The sequence below is a fragment of the Streptococcus infantis genome (assembly GCF_047465035.1).
Lineage (GTDB): Bacteria > Bacillota > Bacilli > Lactobacillales > Streptococcaceae > Streptococcus > Streptococcus infantis_T.
Genome location: NZ_JASHAQ010000002.1, coordinates 1 through 18,601, shown reverse-complemented (window position 1 = coordinate 18,601; position 18,601 = coordinate 1). Strand labels below are relative to the sequence as shown.

Sequence of the window (18,601 nt, the reverse complement as noted above, 5' to 3'; positions counted from 1 at the left end):
TGGACTTGAGTTTTTTCCTCAAGTCCTTTCTTTTTACGGATGACTAACAATCAATTCCAAATCTTGTCCTTCGAGTGTCCAAGTTTCAACATCACTTGGTAAGATAAAGTGGCTACCTTTTTGAATTGGATAATCTTTACTGTCCACAGTTAGTTTCCCTTGACCAGCTAAGACACTCAACAAGCTATACTCAGCTGTTTTTTCAAAGTCAACTTTTCCAGTGATTTCCCACTTGTAGACTGCGAAGAATTCATTGGATACAAGGAGAGTTGAACGCAAATCGTCTGCTTTAACGGTTACAGGACGGCTGTTAGCAGGCTCACCAATATTTAGAACATCGATGGATTTTTCAAGATGAAGCTCGCGCAAGTTACCATTATCATCCTTGCGGTCAAAGTCATAGACACGGTAGGTTGTATCACTAGACTGTTGCGTTTCAAGGATTAAGATACCTGTTCCAATAGCATGCATGGTTCCACTTGGAACATAGAAGAAATCTCCAGCTTTTACAGGAACTTTTGTTAACAAGGCATCCCAGTTTTTATCTTCGATTTGCTGACGGAGTTCTTCTTTTGACTTGGCATTATGCCCGTAGATAATCTCTGAACCTTCATCCGCAGAGATGATGTACCAACATTCTGTTTTTCCAAGTTCGCCTTCATGCTCTAGTCCATAAGCATCGTCTGGGTGAACTTGGACGCTAAGCCAGTCGTTAGCATCGAGTATTTTGGTCAAAAGTGGAAATACAGGTTCTGGACGGTTGCCAAACAATTCACGGTGTTCCGCATACAAAGTAGCTAGGTCTGTTCCCTCGTAGCGTCCATTTGCAACCTTTGAAACGCCATTTGGATGAGCTGAGATGGCCCAGTATTCTCCGATTTTTTCACTTGGGATGTCGTAACCAAACTCATCACGTAGCTTGGTACCTCCCCAAATTTTTTCTTGCATAACTGATTGTAAAAATAATGGTTCTGACATGTCAATCTCCTGTCTGATTTTTCTCCCCTCATTATAGCAAAAAAAGAGTTCGAATTGAACTCTTTTTCACATCTTATAAATTAGGGAGAAGATTTTATAAAAATAGTGAACAAATGTGCTCTACTCAATGCTTGCACCATTGCTGGCAATGACATCCTTGTACCAGTAGAAGGATTTCTTCTTGCTACGTTTGAGAGTCCCATTTCCTGCGTTATCTCGATCCACATAGATAAAGCCATAGCGCTTGTTCATTTCGCCTGTTCCAGCCGAAACCATCCGGAAAAGTCAGTTTTTCGGTCATAAGTCTACTCAACTTTCTTATTTGCTTGTTCATTTACTTATATTATAGCTCATTCTGAAACCTTTTCTTATAAAATACTGTGACATACTGATACTATTCTACTATTTAAGTTGATCAGATTGTTTTTTAAAAAATTATCCTCTCGAAAAAGCAAATAGCCTCCCCGGAAACAAAAAAAGAAGACTGAAAACTAGTCTCCTCTGTTCCTTTTAAATCAAAGCTGTGATAGCGGTTACTAGGCCAAAAATAATACCTGGTGCATTCGCTGCTGCAAGGGGGATATCTCTTTCTTTTTTGAAAAGACCGTAGTAGACCCATAGACTACAGTTGATCGCTGCAACCAAGGGCTCAATGAAATTTCCTTTTTGACCAGCCAGATTGTCCATGATTTGTGGGAAGTAAGACATATACATCATAACAGACATAAAGGTCGCTACCCAACCTAACATTTTCATTTGTTTTTCAGTTATTTTCAAAACCTATTTCATTTTTACTGAATCTTATTTTATAATCTTCTTTCAAAACAATCAAGACTTTGAAGCTTTTGTTATAAAGATGTAAACTATCACAATCTTGTGAGAAGAAAGAGGGAACAGAAAAAAGACTGGATTGCTCCGATCTGTTTAGTCAATCAAATATTAGAAAATGAATACTCCTTTTCAATGAATCGATTGATGGTAAATAAGCTGTTAGAAATTATTGACAGTATCGAAATTTTCTAGTAAAATGAATTTTGTTAATACCTAAATGGTGTGTAATTTTCTATCAACATAGTCAGGAGAAAAGGAACTTATGCTAAAAAAATTTAATGAATTGTCACTGAAAGATAAGGCTTATCTAATTGGCGGTTTGATCTTATTAGTCATTGTGATCTCCTTTGGTCTGCTCAATCGTCAAACAGTAACTGTCAGTCTTGTCTTTACACAACTATCTGCTCCCTTGATTTTGGTGATTTTTACTTGTCTAGTAATCGGGATCATTGTTGGTAGTGCTATTGGTTTTAGCTATCACCATGGCAAGACTCAAGAGCTGAAAAGCCGCATTGCTGAAGCAGAAACGACTATCCATAAAAAAGACAAGGAGCTTCTCCAGTACAAGGAACAGGTGCAACAATTAAAACAGGAAGCCAAACAATAAGTGTAGAAATCATAACCACCCGTCAGCGGGTGGTTTTTTGTCTCGCACCTAATGGAACGAGACGGACTGAAAATCGCATAACAGAAAAAAAACCGGATTGCTCCGATCTTTCAATAGTTCATATTCTCACATTCTGTTTTAAGAATAGTTAAGGTTATCTTCAAATGACTAAGCCCCTTATTTCATACGATAAAAATCAAGCACTAGACCAGCAGGACCTTTAACTAATAAGGACTCTGTTCCCCAATCCGTTTCACAAGGACCGTGTAAAATCTCGACACCTCTCTCTTTTAAACGTTGGTAATTCTGCTCTAGATCCTCAATCTCAATGTGAAGAATGATACCTGACTGAAAATCTTCCAAAGGAATCAAATGATTTTGGGACAACATTAGACAATGACTGCCAATCGTGAACTGAGCAAAGCCTTGATCAACATAATCTGACTTTTTATCCAAAATACACTCTAATTCAGCACAGACTTGGGGAACATTTGAAACAATAATATCCAATTGATTTAAATTCATTTACTATTCTCCATAAAAAGACCGGATTGCTCCGATCTTTTCAAGTTTCGCTCTATGAAAATCAAAGAATAAACAAGGTGGAACCAAGTTTGATGGCAAATCTTTGCTCATCAAACTATGAAAAATCCTTTGGGACTTTTTCTAGGATCCACACTAGATTCCATCATTGAAAATTAAGGTTTCAATGATGAAATCGTCGGAAGTAAACCTCAGAATGAAGTCTACAAATTTATCTTTTATTTTCGATGAGAGGAATTATTTAATTGCGCGTGATTGCAATCCTTCTTCTTCCAAGAAGAGGCGGAATGGTACGAGTTCTTCTGCTTCGTATTTTTCCTTGAAGGCTTTGATAGCTTCTTCTGAGTGTTGTTTTGGATCCAACTCAAGTACTTCTACTGGAAGTGGACGATGTGGAGTGATGTGAGCATCGATCACAACTGTCTTACCTTCTTTGTTGAGTTTAACAGCTTCTGCAACAACTGCATCGATGTCTTCGATACGGTTCACAGTGAATCCTACAGCACCTTGCGCTTCAGCGATTTTCGCATAGTCAGCATTAGGGAAGTCACAACCAAACAAGTGTTTGTTTGTGTCCTCGTATTTGTCCTTGATGAAGGCATATTTACCATTTGAGAAGACAACGTTGATAACTGGAAGGTCGTATTGAACGTTTGTGATAACGTCTGGGTAGCACATGTTGAATGCACCGTCACCCATGATGTTCCATACTTGGCGATCTGGATTGTCTTTCTTAGCAGCGATACCACCAGGAAGGGCAATACCCATTGTCGCAAAGAGTGGAGATGTGCGCCACATGTTCTTAGGTGTCATGTGAAGGTGACGAGTAGATGTTTGAGTAGTGTCACCTACGTCGATTGAGTAGATAGCGTCTTGATCAGCATGTTTGTTGATTGCATTGTAGACTTGGTACAATTGCAATTCACCCTCAGTTTTACCTTCGAGTTTGTTCATGTAATCACGCCAGTTTTGGTTGTTCTTCACGTTTGCACGCCACCATGGAGTAGACTCAACTGGGTTTACTTTATCAAGGATAGCTTTAGCTGCTTGACCTGCATCACCAAGGATAGAAGCGTCAAGAGCGTGACGTTTACCAAGTTTGTAAGGGTCGATATCCACTTGGATGAATTTTTCAGTGTTTTTGAATGCTTCGTAAACTTCAGCAAATGGGAAGTTTGAACCAAGGAAAAGAACTGTGTCTGCTTCAAAGACCACTTCGTTGGCTGGCTTCCAACCAACACGGTAAGCAGAACCTGTCAAACCTTCGTAGTTCCATTCGAAAGCTTCAAAGTTTTTACCAGTTGTGATGATTGGTGCTTTGATTTTACGTGACAATTCAGTGATCACTTCACCAGCTTTAACACCACCGTAACCAGCGTAGATCACTGGGCGTTCAGCGTTGTTCAAAATTTCAACAGCTTTATCAATTTCAACTTCGTTCAAAGCAGGAGCGATGAATGAACGCTCGTATGAACCTGAACCGTAGTATGAGTTTTCGTCGATTTCTTGGAAACCAAAGTTTACTGGAATTTCAACGACAGCTGGACCTTTTTTAGAAACGGCAGCACGGCAAGCTTCGTCAATAACTTTTGGTAATTGCTCTGCGTAAGCTACACGTTTGTTGTAAACAGCGATACCGTTGTACATTGGGTTTTGGTTCAATTCTTGGAAGGCATCCATGTTCAATTCGTTAACTGGACGTGATCCAAGGATAGCAAGGAATGGAGTGTTATCCATAGCTGCATCGTAAACACCGTTGATCAAGTGAGTTGCACCAGGTCCACCTGAACCAACTGCAACACCGATAGATCCGCCAAATTTAGCTTGCATAACCGCTGCAAGAGCACCTGTTTCTTCGTGACGAACTTGCAAGAAACGGATATCTTTGTCTTCAGCCAAAGCGTCCATCAATGAGCTGAGTGTTCCTGATGGGATACCGTAGATAGTATCTACGCCCCATGTTTTCAATACGTTGAGCATTGCTGCAGATGCAGTAATTTTCCCTTGAGTCATAATGATAACTCTCCTTCAAAATAATTTCATATATTTACAAAAAACGCTTTTATATGTTATTTGAAAACGATTCAGTAAATTTACAATCCTAATTTATCACATTTGATTTTAGATTTCTAAGTATATGCTCAGAAACTTTCATTCTCTATTACAGTACAGTTTGGAAGCGTTTTGAAAATCTGTTTTAGAATAGAAAAAAGCGGTTAAGACCGCCTTTTTAATCGACTTTAGTAAAATTAAGCATGAGAGAGCTGATTAAAACAGATACTGAACTAAAGGCCATGGCCAATCCTGCAAGTTCTGGATTGAGTACCAAACCAAGACCAGAAAACACTCCTGCTGCAATCGGAATACCAATGAGGTTATAGATAGAAGCCCAGAAAAGATTGAGTAGAATACGATTAAAGGTCTTCTTACTCATATCAAAAGCACGTGCCAATCCTAATAAATTGTTGGTTGTAAGAACAAGGTCTGCTGATTCAATGGCAATATCTGTCCCAGAGCCCATGGCAATTCCGACATCCGCTACACTGAGGGCCGGCGCATCATTGATACCATCTCCAACAAAGGCCAATTTGCCATTCTTTTGAAGCTTGTGAATTTCATGTGCCTTTTCCTCTGGCAAGACATTTGCGATCACTTCTTCGATTCCAATTTGCTCTGCAATCGCATGGGCTACTCCAGCATTATCTCCGGTAAGCATGACCGTTCTAAGACCACGTTTTTTCAATTTAGCAATAGCTTCTTTGGCATTTTCCTTAGGGACATCCTGCAAGGCAATTAAGCCTTTTAGCTCACCATCCACGGATAGGAAGACAACTGTTTTCGCTTCTTTCTCAAGCAAATCAAATCGTTCTTGATAATCATGTGGAATAGCAAGATCATCTAAGAGTTTGGCATTCCCAAGCAAGACTTGTTTACTATTAATAATCCCAGTCACACCTTTTCCATGCAAGGCTTGGAAGTTTTCCACTGGGTAAAGGCTAATTCCTAGTTCAGATGCACGATTAACAATAGCTTGAGCTAGCGGGTGTTGAGATACATCTTCCAGTGAAGCAGCCAAACTTAGCACTTCTTTTTCATCACCAATAACATCTGTCACTACTGGCTTCCCTTCGGTCAAGGTTCCTGTCTTATCAAAAACAACCGTTTGGACTTTTTGGATTTCCTGTAAAACTGTACCATTTTTGAGAAGAATCCCCATCTTGGCACTTCGTCCTGTTCCAACCATGAGTGCTGTCGGTGTCGCAAGTCCTAGTGCACAAGGACAGGCAATAATCAAAACAGCAACTCCATAGAGAAGTGAAGTCACAAAACTTTCACCTAGGAAAACAAACCAGATCCAAAAAGTAAGAAGTCCTAAAATGACAACTGCTGGTACAAAAATCCCTGAAATCTTATCTGTCAAATCTTGAATAGGGGCGCGACTCGTTTGCGCTTTCTTCACAAAGTCCACAATTTGAGCCAACATAGTCTCAGAACCAACTTTTTCAGCTTTAAAGATGATCGTACCACTATTATTGATGGTTGAACCAATGACAGCATCTCCAACTGATTTATCGACTGGAATACTTTCCCCAGTAACCATTGATTCATCAATACTCGTTTCACCTTCTAAGACAATACCATCAACGGCAATTTTTTCACCTGGTCGAACGCGAATGAGATCCCCAACTTTGACTTGTTCTAGAGGGATTTGAACATAAACATCATCACGCAAAACCTCTGCTGTTTTTGCTTGTAGGTCTAATAATTTTTCGACTGCCTGCGAAGTATTTTTTCGCATTTTTTCCTCAAAAACTGCCCCCAAAAGAATGAAGAAGAGGATAAATGCAGCACTTTCAAAGTAAACGGGCAGACCAGTGAAGAGGGCAACTAAGCTATAGAAATAGGCCACTAGGGTTCCCAGAGCAACCAAGGTATCCATGTTGGAATTATGCTTTTTAAAACTAGCCCAGGCGCTTCTGATATATGGAACTCCAGCTACCAGCATAATGGGTGTTGTGGCTAAAAAGGTTCCCCAACGCATGACTTGGTGACTAATTCCTCCTGTAGACATCCCAATCATGAGAATCACAAGAGGCACAGTAAAGATACTAGTAATCCAAAAACGCTGAAAAAGTGATAGAGATTTTCGAGTCTTCTCAACTACAGTATAACTCCCCTTTTGCATCTTCATGCCGCATGAAAATTCATGCTCGCCCAAGTCTTGAGGCGTAAAGCGAATGACTTTTTCCTCGTCTTGAGCGATTGGTTCTAGAATCCCTTCTTCTTCGAAGAGAATCTCTTTATAACAGTTTGAAGGTGTCACACGATGAAAGGTAATCTCAGCAGGAATCCCTTTTTGCAGTTGAATGTGGGCTGGATGGTAGCCTTTGTCTGCCGTGATACGGATTTTTTGAACGCCATTTTCAAGGCTTGCTTTTACAATTTCTGTCATATCATTCTCCTATTCTACAATCATCTTACCGTGCATCATATTCATGCCACAAGAGAAACCATACTCACCTGCTTCTTCAGGAGTGATTTCAACTACATATTGGTCTCCCATAGGCAGATCTGCATGCACACCAAAGTCTGGAAAAACGATTTGATCCAAGCAAGGTGAAGGATCTTTTCGATCAAAAATAATGCGAGCAGGTTGCGATTTTTTGAGGATAATGGTTCCTGGAGTATAGCCCCCCATGACTTCCACTCGAATTTCTTGATAGCCATTTTTTTGCTGGGCTCTCTTAGCATCTTCTTGCGGTTTTTTGAAAAACCAAAAGAGGATAAAAGCAATCATTCCTAAAACAACAATAGATACAAATAGATTTAACATAGCGTCTCCTTTACATACAATTACATCTTACTTCTGCCACAGCACTTGCTTTTTTCTCAGCAATCACTTCCTCCAAAACTTCCAAGTCAGCTAGGGTAAAGTCACATTCTTCAATCAAATCAGCTAGCAAGAGCTTTATTCTGCGAGAACAAAGCTTGTCTTTGATATCCTGAACCATTAAGCCCCTACTATCATCTAGCGTTAAAAGGGCCGAATAGACAAAGGACTTGCCCTGTTTTTCTCGAGTCAAACATTCTTTCTCCACCAAACGAGCCAAGAGTGTCTGGATCGTGGATTTGGACCAACTGAACCTTTTCTCTAATACTTTTATAAGATCAGTGCTTGTCTGTTCTCCCTGCATCCAGATAATCTTCATGACCTGCCATTCTGCATCCGAAATCTGCATCAGCACACCTCCAAAATCTACATTTGTCAATTACAATTATCAGTATACTCTTAAAATCTACATTTGTCAATTATAAAATTCAAATCTTTCTCTTTTTTTATTCTTCATGACAAAAGTGATTAATACTCAATGAAAATCAAAGAGCAAACTAGGAAACTAGCCGCAGTCTGTACTTGAGTACGGCAAGGCGACGTTGACGCGGTTTGAAGAGATTTTCGAAGAGTATAAAACACAAGCAAAAACCTCCACATTAGTGGAGGAAATTTCTTTTATCAATACAATTTTAAGTCACGTGGGTCAACTGGGAAGGTTGGGTTGTATGGATTGTGACGGAGCTTGAAGTGTTTGACATCCTCAATAGTCTGAGTTCCGGATAACTGCATGACTGTCTTCAATTCTGCATTCAAGTGCTCAAATACTTGACGAACACCAACACTACCACCAAGAGCCAAACCATAAATAGCAGGACGCCCAATTGCTACCAAGTCTGCTCCTGAAGCCAAGGCTTTAAAGACATGTTGACCACGACGAATACCAGAGTCAAAGACAATCGGTACACGTTTGTCAACTGCTTCAGCAACTTCTTGAAGTGAGTCAAAGGCGGCTGGGCCACCATCGATTTGACGTCCACCGTGGTTGGTTACCCAGATACCAGATGCACCTGCAGCAAGAGAACGTTCAACATCTTCACGGCATTGGGGACCTTTAACGTAAACGGGTAGGCCTGAGTATTCAGCGATGAATTCTACATCTCGTGGAGACAGGCGTTGTTTAGCTGATTTGTAGACAAAGTCCATTGACTTACCAGCACCTTCAGGTAGATATTCTTCTACGATTGGCATACCAACTGGGAATACAAAGCCATTACGCTTGTCCACCTCACGATTGCCCCCTACAGTAGCATCTGCTGTCAAGACAATCGCTTTATACCTCTCAGCCTTCACACGGTCCATGATATGGCGGTTGATACCGTCATCCTTACTAAAGTAAAATTGGAACCAGTGAGGTGTCCCTTGAAGAGCTTCTGTAATTTCTGGAAGATCTACAGTAGAGTAAGAGCTGGTTGTATAAAGAGAACCAAACTCATGTACACCACGCGCAGTAGCTACTTCACCTTGTTCATTTGCCAATTTATGAGCCGCAACAGGCGCCATAATGATTGGTGAAGACAATTTTTCACCTGCAAATTCAATCTCTGTACTTGGATTTTCCACATCACAAAGCGTATGCGGAACGATGAGTTTGTGGTTAAAGGCACGGATGTTCTCCCGTAAAGTAAAGGTATCTTCTGCTCCACTAGCGATATAGCCAAATGCTGCTTTAGGAATAACTTGTTGCGCCATGGGCTCTAAATCATAGGTATTGATGAAATCTACATGACCTTCTGCATTGCTTGTTTTATATGACATAAAATATCCTCCTTAATAAGTAAGCGCTTACTTTGTATATTACAAAAACATCTTAACTCTTTTTTCAAAACTTTTCAAATATTTTGTTTGGAAATTTCAGAAATTTTATGTCTATGATAAAAAATCCTTATAACGGCAATAAAAAATACATATTATCCAAAGCTTTCTTTTAATGCTACAATAACTGTATCATTTTCCTAGATGGGAGGTTCTACTTTTGGATTGGTCCATTGTTGAACAATATCTACCACTCTATCAAAAGGCATTCTTTCTGACCTTGCATATTGCAGTTTGGGGAATTCTAGGTTCTTTTTTGCTAGGGCTCATCGTCAGTGTCATCCGGCATTACCGCCTTCCTGTTTTCTCCCAGTTGGCAACAGCCTATATCGAACTTTCACGAAATACACCCCTTTTGATACAACTTTTCTTTCTCTACTTCGGTCTACCTCGAATAGGGATTGTTCTTTCTTCAGAAGTCTGTGCAACAGTCGGGCTCATCTTTTTAGGTGGTTCCTACATGGCAGAATCCTTCCGAAGCGGGCTAGAAGCAGTCAGTCAAACCCAGCATGAAATTGGTTTAGCCATTGGGCTTACTCCATTTCAGGTTTTTCGCTACGTAGTTCTTCCACAAGCGACTGCGGTGGCTCTACCATCCTTTAGCGCCAATGTTATTTTCCTCATCAAGGAAACTTCTGTCTTTTCGGCAGTCGCCCTTGCTGACCTAATGTATGTTGCTAAGGATTTGATTGGTCTCTACTATGAGACAGATATCGCACTAGCCATGTTGGTGGTTGCTTACCTTATCATGCTTCTACCTATTTCACTAGTCTTTAGTTGGATAGAAAGGAGGCTCCGTCATGCAGGATTCGGGAATGCAAGTACTCTTTCAGGGAAATAATCTCCTGAGAATCTTACAGGGATTGGGCGTCACGATTGGGATTTCTATCCTGTCTGTCCTCTTATCCATGATTTTCGGAACGGTTATGGGAATTATCATGACCTCTCATTCTAGAGCAATCCGCTTCTTGACACGCTTATATCTAGAATTTATCCGTATCATGCCCCAGCTAGTGCTCCTTTTCATCGTTTACTTCGGCTTAGCTCGAAACTTTAATATCAATATCTCAGGTGAGACTTCGGCTATTATCGTTTTTACCCTGTGGGGTACAGCTGAGATGGGTGACTTGGTTCGTGGAGCTATTACTTCTCTCCCAAAACATCAGTTTGAGAGCGGACAAGCGCTTGGTTTAACTAAAGTGCAACTCTACTACCATATCATTATCCCGCAAGTTTTGAGAAGGCTTCTACCGCAAGCCATCAATCTTGTCACTCGTATGATCAAAACGACATCCTTGGTTGTTTTGATTGGAGTTGTTGAGGTTACCAAGGTTGGACAACAAATTATCGATAGCAATCGTTTAACTATCCCAACAGCTTCCTTTTGGATATATGGAACCATCCTAGTCTTGTATTTCGCAGTTTGCTTCCCTATTTCCAAACTATCTACTCATCTAGAAAAACATTGGAGGAATTAAATGTCTGAAACTATTTTAGAAATCAAGGAACTAAAAAAATCCTTCGGAGACAATCCTATCCTCCAAGGACTTTCTTTAGATATTAAAAAGGGGGAAGTGGTCGTCATCCTAGGACCATCTGGTTGTGGGAAAAGTACCCTCCTTCGTTGTCTCAATGGTTTAGAAAGTATTCAAGGAGGAGATATCCTGCTGGATGGCCAGTCCATCGTTGAAAATAAAAAAGATTTTCACCTAGTTCGCCAAAAGATCGGTATGGTCTTTCAAAGTTATGAACTCTTTCCTCACTTGGATGTCCTTCAAAACCTCATCCTAGGCCCTATCAAGGCTCAAGGGAGAGACAAAAAAGAGGTTACTGAAGAAGCTCTACAACTACTGGAACGTGTCGGACTTCTAGATAAACAACATAGCTTCGCTCGCCAATTATCTGGTGGACAAAAGCAACGGGTTGCGATCGTCCGTGCCCTCCTTATGCATCCAGAAATTATCCTCTTTGACGAGGTGACTGCTTCACTGGATCCAGAAATGGTGCGTGAGGTTCTAGAACTCATCAATGACTTGGCACAAGAAGGTCGTACCATGATTCTGGTAACCCACGAAATGCAGTTTGCCCAAGCCATTGCGGATCGCATTATCTTTCTAGACCAAGGGAAGATTGCTGAAGAAGGAACTGCTCAAGAATTCTTCACAAATCCACAAACCAAACGAGCACAAGAATTTTTAAACGTCTTTGACTTTAGCCAGTTTGGCTCATATCTATAATGAATAAAGGAGATTATTATGAAACTACTTAAACCAATTCTAACTGTTTTTGCTCTAGCATTTGCGCTTATCTTTGTCACAGCTTGTAGTTCAGGTGGAAGCTCTGATGCTTCATCTACGAAGGCAACTGCCAAAGCTCGCACCATTGATGAAATTAAGAAAAGTGGCGAACTTCGAATCGCGGTATTTGGAGATAAAAAACCATTTGGTTATGTTGACAACGACGGTTCTTACCAAGGTTACGATATCGAACTAGGGAATCAATTAGCACAAGACCTTGGTGTAAAGGTCAAATACGTTTCTGTCGATGCTGCCAACCGCGCTGAATACTTGATTTCTAACAAGGTTGATATCACCCTTGCCAACTTCACAGTTACTGACGAACGTAAGAAACAAGTTGACTTTGCCCTTCCTTACATGAAAGTTTCTCTTGGTGTTGTGTCACCAAAAGATAAAGTCATCAAGGACGTTAAAGAACTTGAAGGCAAAACCTTGATCGTTACAAAAGGAACTACTGCTGAAACTTACTTTGAGAAAAAGCACCCAGAAGTAAAACTCCAAAAATACGACCAATATAGCGATGCCTACCAAGCCCTTCTTGATGGACGTGGAGATGCCTTCTCTACTGACAATACTGAAGTTCTAGCTTGGGCGCTTGAAAATAAAGGATATGAGGTAGGAATTTCTTCTCTAGGTGATCCAGATACTATTGCACCAGCAGTTCAAAAAGGTAACCAAGAACTACTTGACTACATCAACCAAGAAATCGAAAAATTAGGTAAGGAAAACTTCTTCCACAAAGCCTATGAAAAAACACTTCACCCAACCTACGGTGATGCTGCTAAAGCAGATGACCTTGTTGTTGAAGGCGGAAAAGTTGACTAAATTTTAAAAAGAAAAACGGACAAGACTAGAATTCTGCTAATCAGAATCTCTATCTTGTTCGTTTTTTATCTAGTCCATCATAGATGCAATTTCCATCATTGCAACAACATTTGTTGGATTATCTGAAGTAAGTGAGTGATTTGCGAATCCCAGAGCTACACGGAACTGTACGTTCTTATCTGCTGGACTATAACCATCACCCATCATCATAGCTGCATAATGACCTGGTGAATTCTTCCAAATTGTATAGAAATTGTGAGCTAATGCCTTTTCATTTGTAAGGCTAACAATATCCCAGACAACAGTCGTTTCTGCTGCGTTTTCAGTCATAGCATTCGTTTTTTTATAGAAATCTGGATCATAAGCAGTTGACCAACGAGAACCGTCAGGACGTTTATGCTTACCTTCCTTCTTACCTTGATAACGTAAAGATCCATGATCTGCCATTTCATTTGCACGAATATTAGCAACTCGAGTTAATTCGCTATCATCTGCTGCGATTGTTGCAGGAGTCAAGCCTTTACGAGTGCGTTCTTCATTAAGAAGTTCCATGAAGTGTTCATTAAGTTTACGATTATCTATAATCTGTTCAAGCTTGTCAAGTTCTGCTTGAGAAAGGCGTGATGCTTTCCAAACTGAGACAAGTCCCATGTCTCGAGGAAGATCATCTCCGTCATCTGTTTCATCAACAGCCACACGATCTTTATCAGCTTGAGAAAGATTATCGTGTAGATACTTAGCACTGCGGTGATCTTCATTGTTCGGATCTAAACCGTTTTCACCTAAACTCTTAATATCTTTCCATGTGCCATCAATATCATAATTGTCATCACTTGTTGGAACAATGACATCTGTTGGATCAGCGACACGTTTTTTCTTAGTACCATTAAAGGTAATGGTATCAACTGCATCCTTAGTTTCAACTAGCTCACGACTTTTAACAGTTCGTTCACCGGTTTTGTTGTTTACTGAAATAACTTTGCGGTAACGTTTATAACCGTCACTTCCATCTTCAGTACGAGATTCACCTTCGAAAAGGGTAGCATCATTTTCTGTTCGATAACCATGAGAAATTGTTTCAGTTTCTTCTTCAGTAACTTTAGACATCAATTTCTTAGTTCCATAATGAACAACTTTTTGTTTTGCAGGGACAGTTTTGATTAGTTCACGACTGACTTCTGTACGGTTTTGATTTTCATCATTACTGTACTTAACTTTGTAAGTTTCTTTACCATTTACAGCATCTTCAACAGTTTCATCACCTTCAAAAAGATTAGAATCTGCTACTCGTTTTTCACCTACAGCGGTAATAACTTTGTCTTCGTTAGCATAAGTGTAACGATCTTTGGTTCCAACTTCGACTACTTCATCAACTGCTGGAACAGTTTCAGTATTGACTAGTTCACTCTTAACAAGTTTACCATCTTCATAGTAGTCTTTGTAGTTTTCGATAATCTCACCGTTTTTACCTTTAGTTTTAACAACTCGTTGATCAGAGAAAAGCTTGTCACTTTTAACTTCTACAGTCTTGAAGTTTTCTCCAGCTTTACGCTCAACTCGAGTTTTGTTTTCTGTCAAAACTTTATGTGTTCCAACTCGAACAACTTCTTTAACAGGTTTGACCTCATCACTTTTCACTACAGATGAACGACCATTTCCGTAAACAATTGTAGTTTCTGTATAAGAACCTTTTTGACCCTTAGTTTCTACTACACGTTTCCCTTCATTTAGTGTCTCATCTTTAACTTCTTCAGTTTCGTAATTTACTTCAACTGTTCGAGAAGTGCGGCTTGTTTCAACATTTTCACCGGTTCCGATTTCAACAATTTCATAAACTGCAGGAACTTCATTTTCTCGTTTTTCATCACGAGAAACTTCTTTTCCATCTGGAGTAGTGACAACAATAGTTACAAGTTCATAAGAACCATCCTTGCCAACTTGAATTACTTTTTTCTCGCCTTTTGGAAGGTCTGGATTTGTGCTGCTAGTAACTTTATGTTCAACTTTGTGAGTTTCTCGAGTTACTGTTTCAAGATTTTTCTTAGAAACTTTTGTTCCTACATGAACAACTCTGTTTTTTGCATCTTTTTGAGTAGAAGAAACAAGAGTACGACCAATTTCTACACCATCTTCAAGTGTTACAGTATAGACTTCAAGTTTTTCACCAGATTGACCAGCTCTCACTTCTTTTTCTACTCCAGCATCTAAGTTTTCATCTGGAACGTATTCTGTACCAGGAAGAATAGGAGTACGAACTACCTCTTCTTTTGTAGTACGAACTACTTCTTTAGAAGTTTTAGCACCAACATGGATAACTTTATCAACTGCAGGAATTGTTTGAGTTCCTGTTGCTACACGACTAACTTCTACACCATTTTCAATGGTAATTGTGTAAGTTGTTTCTGTTTTTCCTGCAACACCTTCTTGAACAACTTGAGTTTCACCAACATTAAGATTTGCATCTGGGACATGTTGGACTCCAGGTTCAATTACAGAAGTTTCTACTTCAGTTCGAGTAGTTACAACTTTTTTAACTTCAGGCTGAGCTGGAATGGCTGGCTGAGCTTCTACAGCTGGTTTTCCATCTTCTGCTGGTTTAGCAGGCACTTCTGGTTTTGCTGGAGTAGCAGGTTTAATAACTTCTTCAGTTGTTTTTTCACCAACTACAGTATTAGTTTTACCAGTTTCAACTTGTTCTTTGTTTCCTGGTAAAGTTGCTTGGTTATTACCTTCAACCTTATCTTTTTTCTCTTCTAAAGTTTTTTCTTCTTTAGTTGGAGTACCAGTTGTTTGGTCTTTGTTTTCTGGAACAGTTGGAGTTGTAACTTTAGTTTCAACTTCTTTTTTCTCTTCCTTCTTATCTAAGACCTTATCTTTTTCCGGCTTAGCTTCAGGTAATTTTTCTTGAACTTCAGGAGTTCCTTTTTCGATAACCACCAACTCTGGAAGTTTAGTCTGGACTTCAGGAGTGCCTTTTTCACTAACTACCAATTCAGGTAGTTTGGGTTGGACTTCTGGAGTTCCTTTGTCACTAATTACCAACTCAGGTAATTTAGGTTGAACTTCAGGAGTGCCTTTTTCACTAATTACCAACTCAGGTAATTTAGGTTGAACTTCAGGAGTACCTTTTTCGCTAATTACCAACTCAGGTAGTTTAGGCTGAACTTCTGGTGTTCCTTTGTCACTAACTACCAATTCTGGTAGCTCTTGTTGAACAGCTGAAATACCTTTGTCATCTGTAACTACAAGTGATGGAAGTTCTGGTCGAACAACCAGCTTCCCTTTTTCTAATGTCGTTTTTTCTACCTCAACTTTTTTAGTTAAGCTATCAGATTTTTCCAGTATTTTATTATCTTTATTACCTACCTCTTGTCTAGAAACTTGCTTAACTGCTTCTTCACCTTCATTTGTTACCTGTGACTTAAGCTTTTCCTCTACCTTCGTTATTTCTGATAATTTTTCATATGATTTATCGAGAGATTTAATCGAATCTTCAACACCAACTTCTTTAGTAGCTACAAATACTTTGGACAATTCCTCTTTGGCATCTACTTTAGGTGGGAAACTCTTCTCTGTTTCTTTAATAGTATCAGTTGTTGAGTATTCTTTTTCTTTTGAAGAAGAATCTGAAACAGTAACACTTTCAGATTTTCCTTGGTTTTGACTCGATTGATTTTGCAACACAACAGTTCCAGCTAAAATTCCTAAAAGTGCGACAATTGCTGCTGAGATTACCCAACCTCTTCTACCTTTTTTCAAAGTCTTTTTTTCGTTAGTATTTTGTCTATCCATCTTTATTTTCCTGACTTTTCAATGATTCTCTCTTTAACATACCTACACTATCTAATATATTTTTTAGAAAAACGATAATTTCGAACAGTACCTATAATACCTCCTATGCTGCATGTAAATAAAATCAGAATAAAAATGGAAAAGCTATCGCCAATTACTTTAATACTATATAGATAATTAAAAATTAAAAATAAAGGTAGCGAAATCGGCAGTATAGTACAGCTCACAGCAGCTCGTCTCATTTCTTTGGTCTCTCCACTCATAAACCAAGTCAAAGGCAAAAATCGCATCCAGTTTAAATATTCTTTCTGTTGGATTTTTTCTTCAAATAACTGAGTAAATAAAGTATAAAACGGCAATGCGACATAGTAAGTTGCTTTGACTAAAAAGTACATTACAGTTATAAAAATGGCAAAACCCCACCACATATCTCTATCTGTTTGATCAATATCACTTTCATATTTCGGTTTTCCAAACATCTTATTTCTCCTAATCTATTATTTCATTAAATTTGTAAATGTATTAATTGTTGTCATTTTGTTATTGTAATCAACTTTTCTTTGTAATTCTTGAAACTGATAATTTAATTGCTCTGTCCTTATCAAATCTTCATACATATTTTGCGCTTGTCCTAGGTCATAGGCTCTACCTTGATCAATTACATTAACCATATAAGCAAAAGCATCAAAATGAATATCTAATCCTGCTTGTTGCCTTGCATAAACAAATGGGATACTATTCAATTTCTCTATACAATAGTTTCTAGCTTGAGCAACTTCATCCTTATGTTCTTTTACTTGATTTGCTATTGGTTTTTCATGCTTCACTCGTTGATAAGCAAAATAAATTGGAGACCATAGCAGAACCCATGCTCCCACCCAAAGGGAGTATTCAAAAGGTTTACTTAAGATTCCTAAACCAGAACTAGAAAATTCACCAAGTCTATCTATATAGGCAACTAAGAACAATGAACCTAAAATTCTGAAAATCCATCCCAAAACACTTAATTTCGGGTTGATAAGAGAAACATGTTTTCCATCTACTATATAAAAATACTTAGTCAGGTCTTCTACTCTTTTAGACCAAATAGCAGCTTCAACTATTAAGTTTCTACTACGTTTAGGCTCTTCTATTGTCGAAAGATATTCTTGTAAAACAGTCTGGTATGATTGCGGATTAGCGATAGGATAATATTCATATTTTTTTCCTTCTGCAGTAATGACATCAAGTGAATGGTATGTCCCATTATCAAAAACTTCAGACCAATGTTTATTTGGTAACCGCCCTTTTACATAAGCTTCCCAAATAGTCCATTCATCAAACAAATCTGACTTATATTCATCCGGAATAATTCCTAAAAAATAATCTAACTCATTCTCCTCTTGAGAAATAATATCACTCTTATTCATCTATAACTCTCCTTTCCTAGTTATTTTATCATATTGTGGATATATACACAATATGAAGTCAGATACTTTTTTCTTATAATTAAATAAAAGGAGTTGATGACGATAATCAGTTTTAACCCACTCTGGGCTACAATGAAGAAAAAAGAAGTTTCTCAATATAAGTTATTAAAATCCGGAGTTGATAACAAAACTCTTGACAGCTTAAAGAAAAACAAAAACATAACTTTACTAACTCTAGAAAAGCTATGTCGCATTTTAGATTGTCTTCCAAATGATATCGTTGAATTTATCGAAGAAACTCCCGATTCAAATATTAGTAACACATTTATCAAATTTTAATATTTATTCTTGTATTGGAACATTTACTTAATCTACCTTCTATGACATTGTTCACAATATAAATCCAATAATCAGAACAAAAACTCAATTGGACTAGAAACTTCGAAAAACATTTCCACAATAAAAACGCATCACATCAAGCTTTTCTGAACTGCACCCCAAAAGTTAGACAGAAAAAAATCTAACTTTTGGGGTGTTTTTATTATGAAATTAACTTATGATGATAAAGTTCAGGTCTATGAACTTAGAAAACAAGGATATAGCTTAGAGAAGC

The 18,601-nt window shown here is 38.6% G+C and carries 17 protein-coding genes and 2 pseudogenes; 7 read left to right on the top strand and 12 right to left on the bottom strand.

Features of this window, described 5'->3' with window-relative positions; all coding sequences use genetic code 11:
* Positions 1–33 precede the first annotated feature (33 nt).
* The 3 genes and pseudogenes from manA to QM406_RS00905 form a co-directional block, all read right to left on the bottom strand.
* Positions 34–978 carry a mannose-6-phosphate isomerase, class I gene (manA, locus tag QM406_RS00915; protein WP_414273144.1) on the bottom strand — a complete coding sequence of 315 codons (945 nt, stop codon included), beginning with the start codon at positions 976–978 and terminating at the stop codon, positions 34–36.
* Between the two features lie 120 nt (positions 979–1,098).
* Positions 1,099–1,254, bottom strand: a pseudogene (locus tag QM406_RS00910) (family 1 glycosylhydrolase); the annotation flags it as partial.
* Positions 1,255–1,488: 234 nt separating this feature from the next.
* On the bottom strand, positions 1,489–1,749 hold the full coding sequence (locus QM406_RS00905) for a SemiSWEET family transporter (protein ID WP_025170330.1): 261 nt from the start codon (positions 1,747–1,749) through the stop codon (positions 1,489–1,491).
* A gap of 322 nt (positions 1,750–2,071) precedes the next feature.
* On the opposite strand from QM406_RS00905, the gene QM406_RS00900 reads away from it, so the two are divergent.
* Entirely contained in the window at positions 2,072–2,416 is a 345-nt protein-coding gene (locus tag QM406_RS00900; RefSeq protein ID WP_049503129.1) for a lipopolysaccharide assembly LapA domain-containing protein, read from the top strand.
* A gap of 177 nt (positions 2,417–2,593) precedes the next feature.
* Here QM406_RS00900 and QM406_RS00895 read toward each other — a convergent pair whose 3' ends face one another.
* The 6 genes from QM406_RS00895 to lctO form a co-directional block, all read right to left on the bottom strand.
* Positions 2,594–2,941, bottom strand: coding sequence for a VOC family protein (locus tag QM406_RS00895; RefSeq protein WP_414273143.1), 348 nt, complete (start codon positions 2,939–2,941; stop codon positions 2,594–2,596).
* Positions 2,942–3,196: 255 nt separating this feature from the next.
* On the bottom strand, positions 3,197–4,972 hold the full coding sequence (gene spxB / locus QM406_RS00890; RefSeq protein ID WP_049503130.1) for a pyruvate oxidase: 1,776 nt from the start codon (positions 4,970–4,972) through the stop codon (positions 3,197–3,199).
* A gap of 217 nt (positions 4,973–5,189) precedes the next feature.
* Complete coding sequence (locus QM406_RS00885) at positions 5,190–7,412, bottom strand: heavy metal translocating P-type ATPase (RefSeq protein ID WP_414273142.1); 2,223 nt, start codon at positions 7,410–7,412, stop codon at positions 5,190–5,192.
* A gap of 9 nt (positions 7,413–7,421) precedes the next feature.
* A complete protein-coding gene (locus QM406_RS00880; RefSeq protein ID WP_004252344.1) occupies positions 7,422–7,793 on the bottom strand; it encodes a cupredoxin domain-containing protein in 372 nt (123 codons plus the stop codon).
* A gap of 10 nt (positions 7,794–7,803) precedes the next feature.
* A complete protein-coding gene (locus tag QM406_RS00875; protein ID WP_315639683.1) occupies positions 7,804–8,199 on the bottom strand; it encodes a CopY/TcrY family copper transport repressor in 396 nt (131 codons plus the stop codon).
* 272 nt (positions 8,200–8,471) lie between these two features.
* The gene (lctO, locus tag QM406_RS00870; protein WP_075232218.1) at positions 8,472–9,608 is read right to left on the bottom strand and encodes an L-lactate oxidase; all 1,137 of its coding nucleotides are present in this window, start codon (positions 9,606–9,608) and stop codon (positions 8,472–8,474) included.
* A 217-nt stretch (positions 9,609–9,825) separates the two neighbouring features.
* On the opposite strand from lctO, the gene QM406_RS00865 reads away from it, so the two are divergent.
* The 4 genes from QM406_RS00865 to QM406_RS00850 are packed head-to-tail and all read left to right on the top strand — an operon-like array spanning position 9,826 to position 12,787.
* Positions 9,826–10,506 (top strand): amino acid ABC transporter permease, encoded by a 681-nt coding sequence (locus tag QM406_RS00865; protein ID WP_000384100.1) that lies wholly within the window; start codon positions 9,826–9,828, stop codon positions 10,504–10,506.
* Entirely contained in the window at positions 10,466–11,143 is a 678-nt protein-coding gene (locus tag QM406_RS00860; protein WP_414273141.1) for an amino acid ABC transporter permease, read from the top strand. Before QM406_RS00865 ends, QM406_RS00860 begins: the two co-directional genes overlap by 41 nt.
* On the top strand, positions 11,144–11,902 hold the full coding sequence (locus QM406_RS00855) for an amino acid ABC transporter ATP-binding protein (RefSeq protein ID WP_049525881.1): 759 nt from the start codon (positions 11,144–11,146) through the stop codon (positions 11,900–11,902). It begins immediately after the preceding gene.
* An 18-nt stretch (positions 11,903–11,920) separates the two neighbouring features.
* Entirely contained in the window at positions 11,921–12,787 is an 867-nt protein-coding gene (locus QM406_RS00850; protein ID WP_414273140.1) for a cysteine ABC transporter substrate-binding protein, read from the top strand.
* Positions 12,788–12,856: 69 nt separating this feature from the next.
* On the opposite strand, the gene QM406_RS00845 is transcribed toward QM406_RS00850, so the two are convergent.
* The 3 genes from QM406_RS00845 to QM406_RS00835 are packed head-to-tail and all read right to left on the bottom strand — an operon-like array spanning position 12,857 to position 17,988.
* Positions 12,857–16,579 (bottom strand): G5 domain-containing protein, encoded by a 3,723-nt coding sequence (locus QM406_RS00845; protein WP_414273139.1) that lies wholly within the window; start codon positions 16,577–16,579, stop codon positions 12,857–12,859.
* 47 nt (positions 16,580–16,626) lie between these two features.
* Positions 16,627–17,058, bottom strand: coding sequence for a hypothetical protein (locus QM406_RS00840; protein WP_281334805.1), 432 nt, complete (start codon positions 17,056–17,058; stop codon positions 16,627–16,629).
* 18 nt (positions 17,059–17,076) lie between these two features.
* Positions 17,077–17,988 carry a hypothetical protein gene (locus QM406_RS00835; RefSeq protein ID WP_414273138.1) on the bottom strand — a complete coding sequence of 304 codons (912 nt, stop codon included), beginning with the start codon at positions 17,986–17,988 and terminating at the stop codon, positions 17,077–17,079.
* Between the two features lie 96 nt (positions 17,989–18,084).
* On the opposite strand from QM406_RS00835, the gene QM406_RS00830 reads away from it, so the two are divergent.
* Entirely contained in the window at positions 18,085–18,327 is a 243-nt protein-coding gene (locus QM406_RS00830; RefSeq protein WP_228111173.1) for a helix-turn-helix domain-containing protein, read from the top strand.
* Between the two features lie 204 nt (positions 18,328–18,531).
* Positions 18,532–18,601, top strand: a pseudogene (locus tag QM406_RS00825) (transposase); the annotation flags it as partial.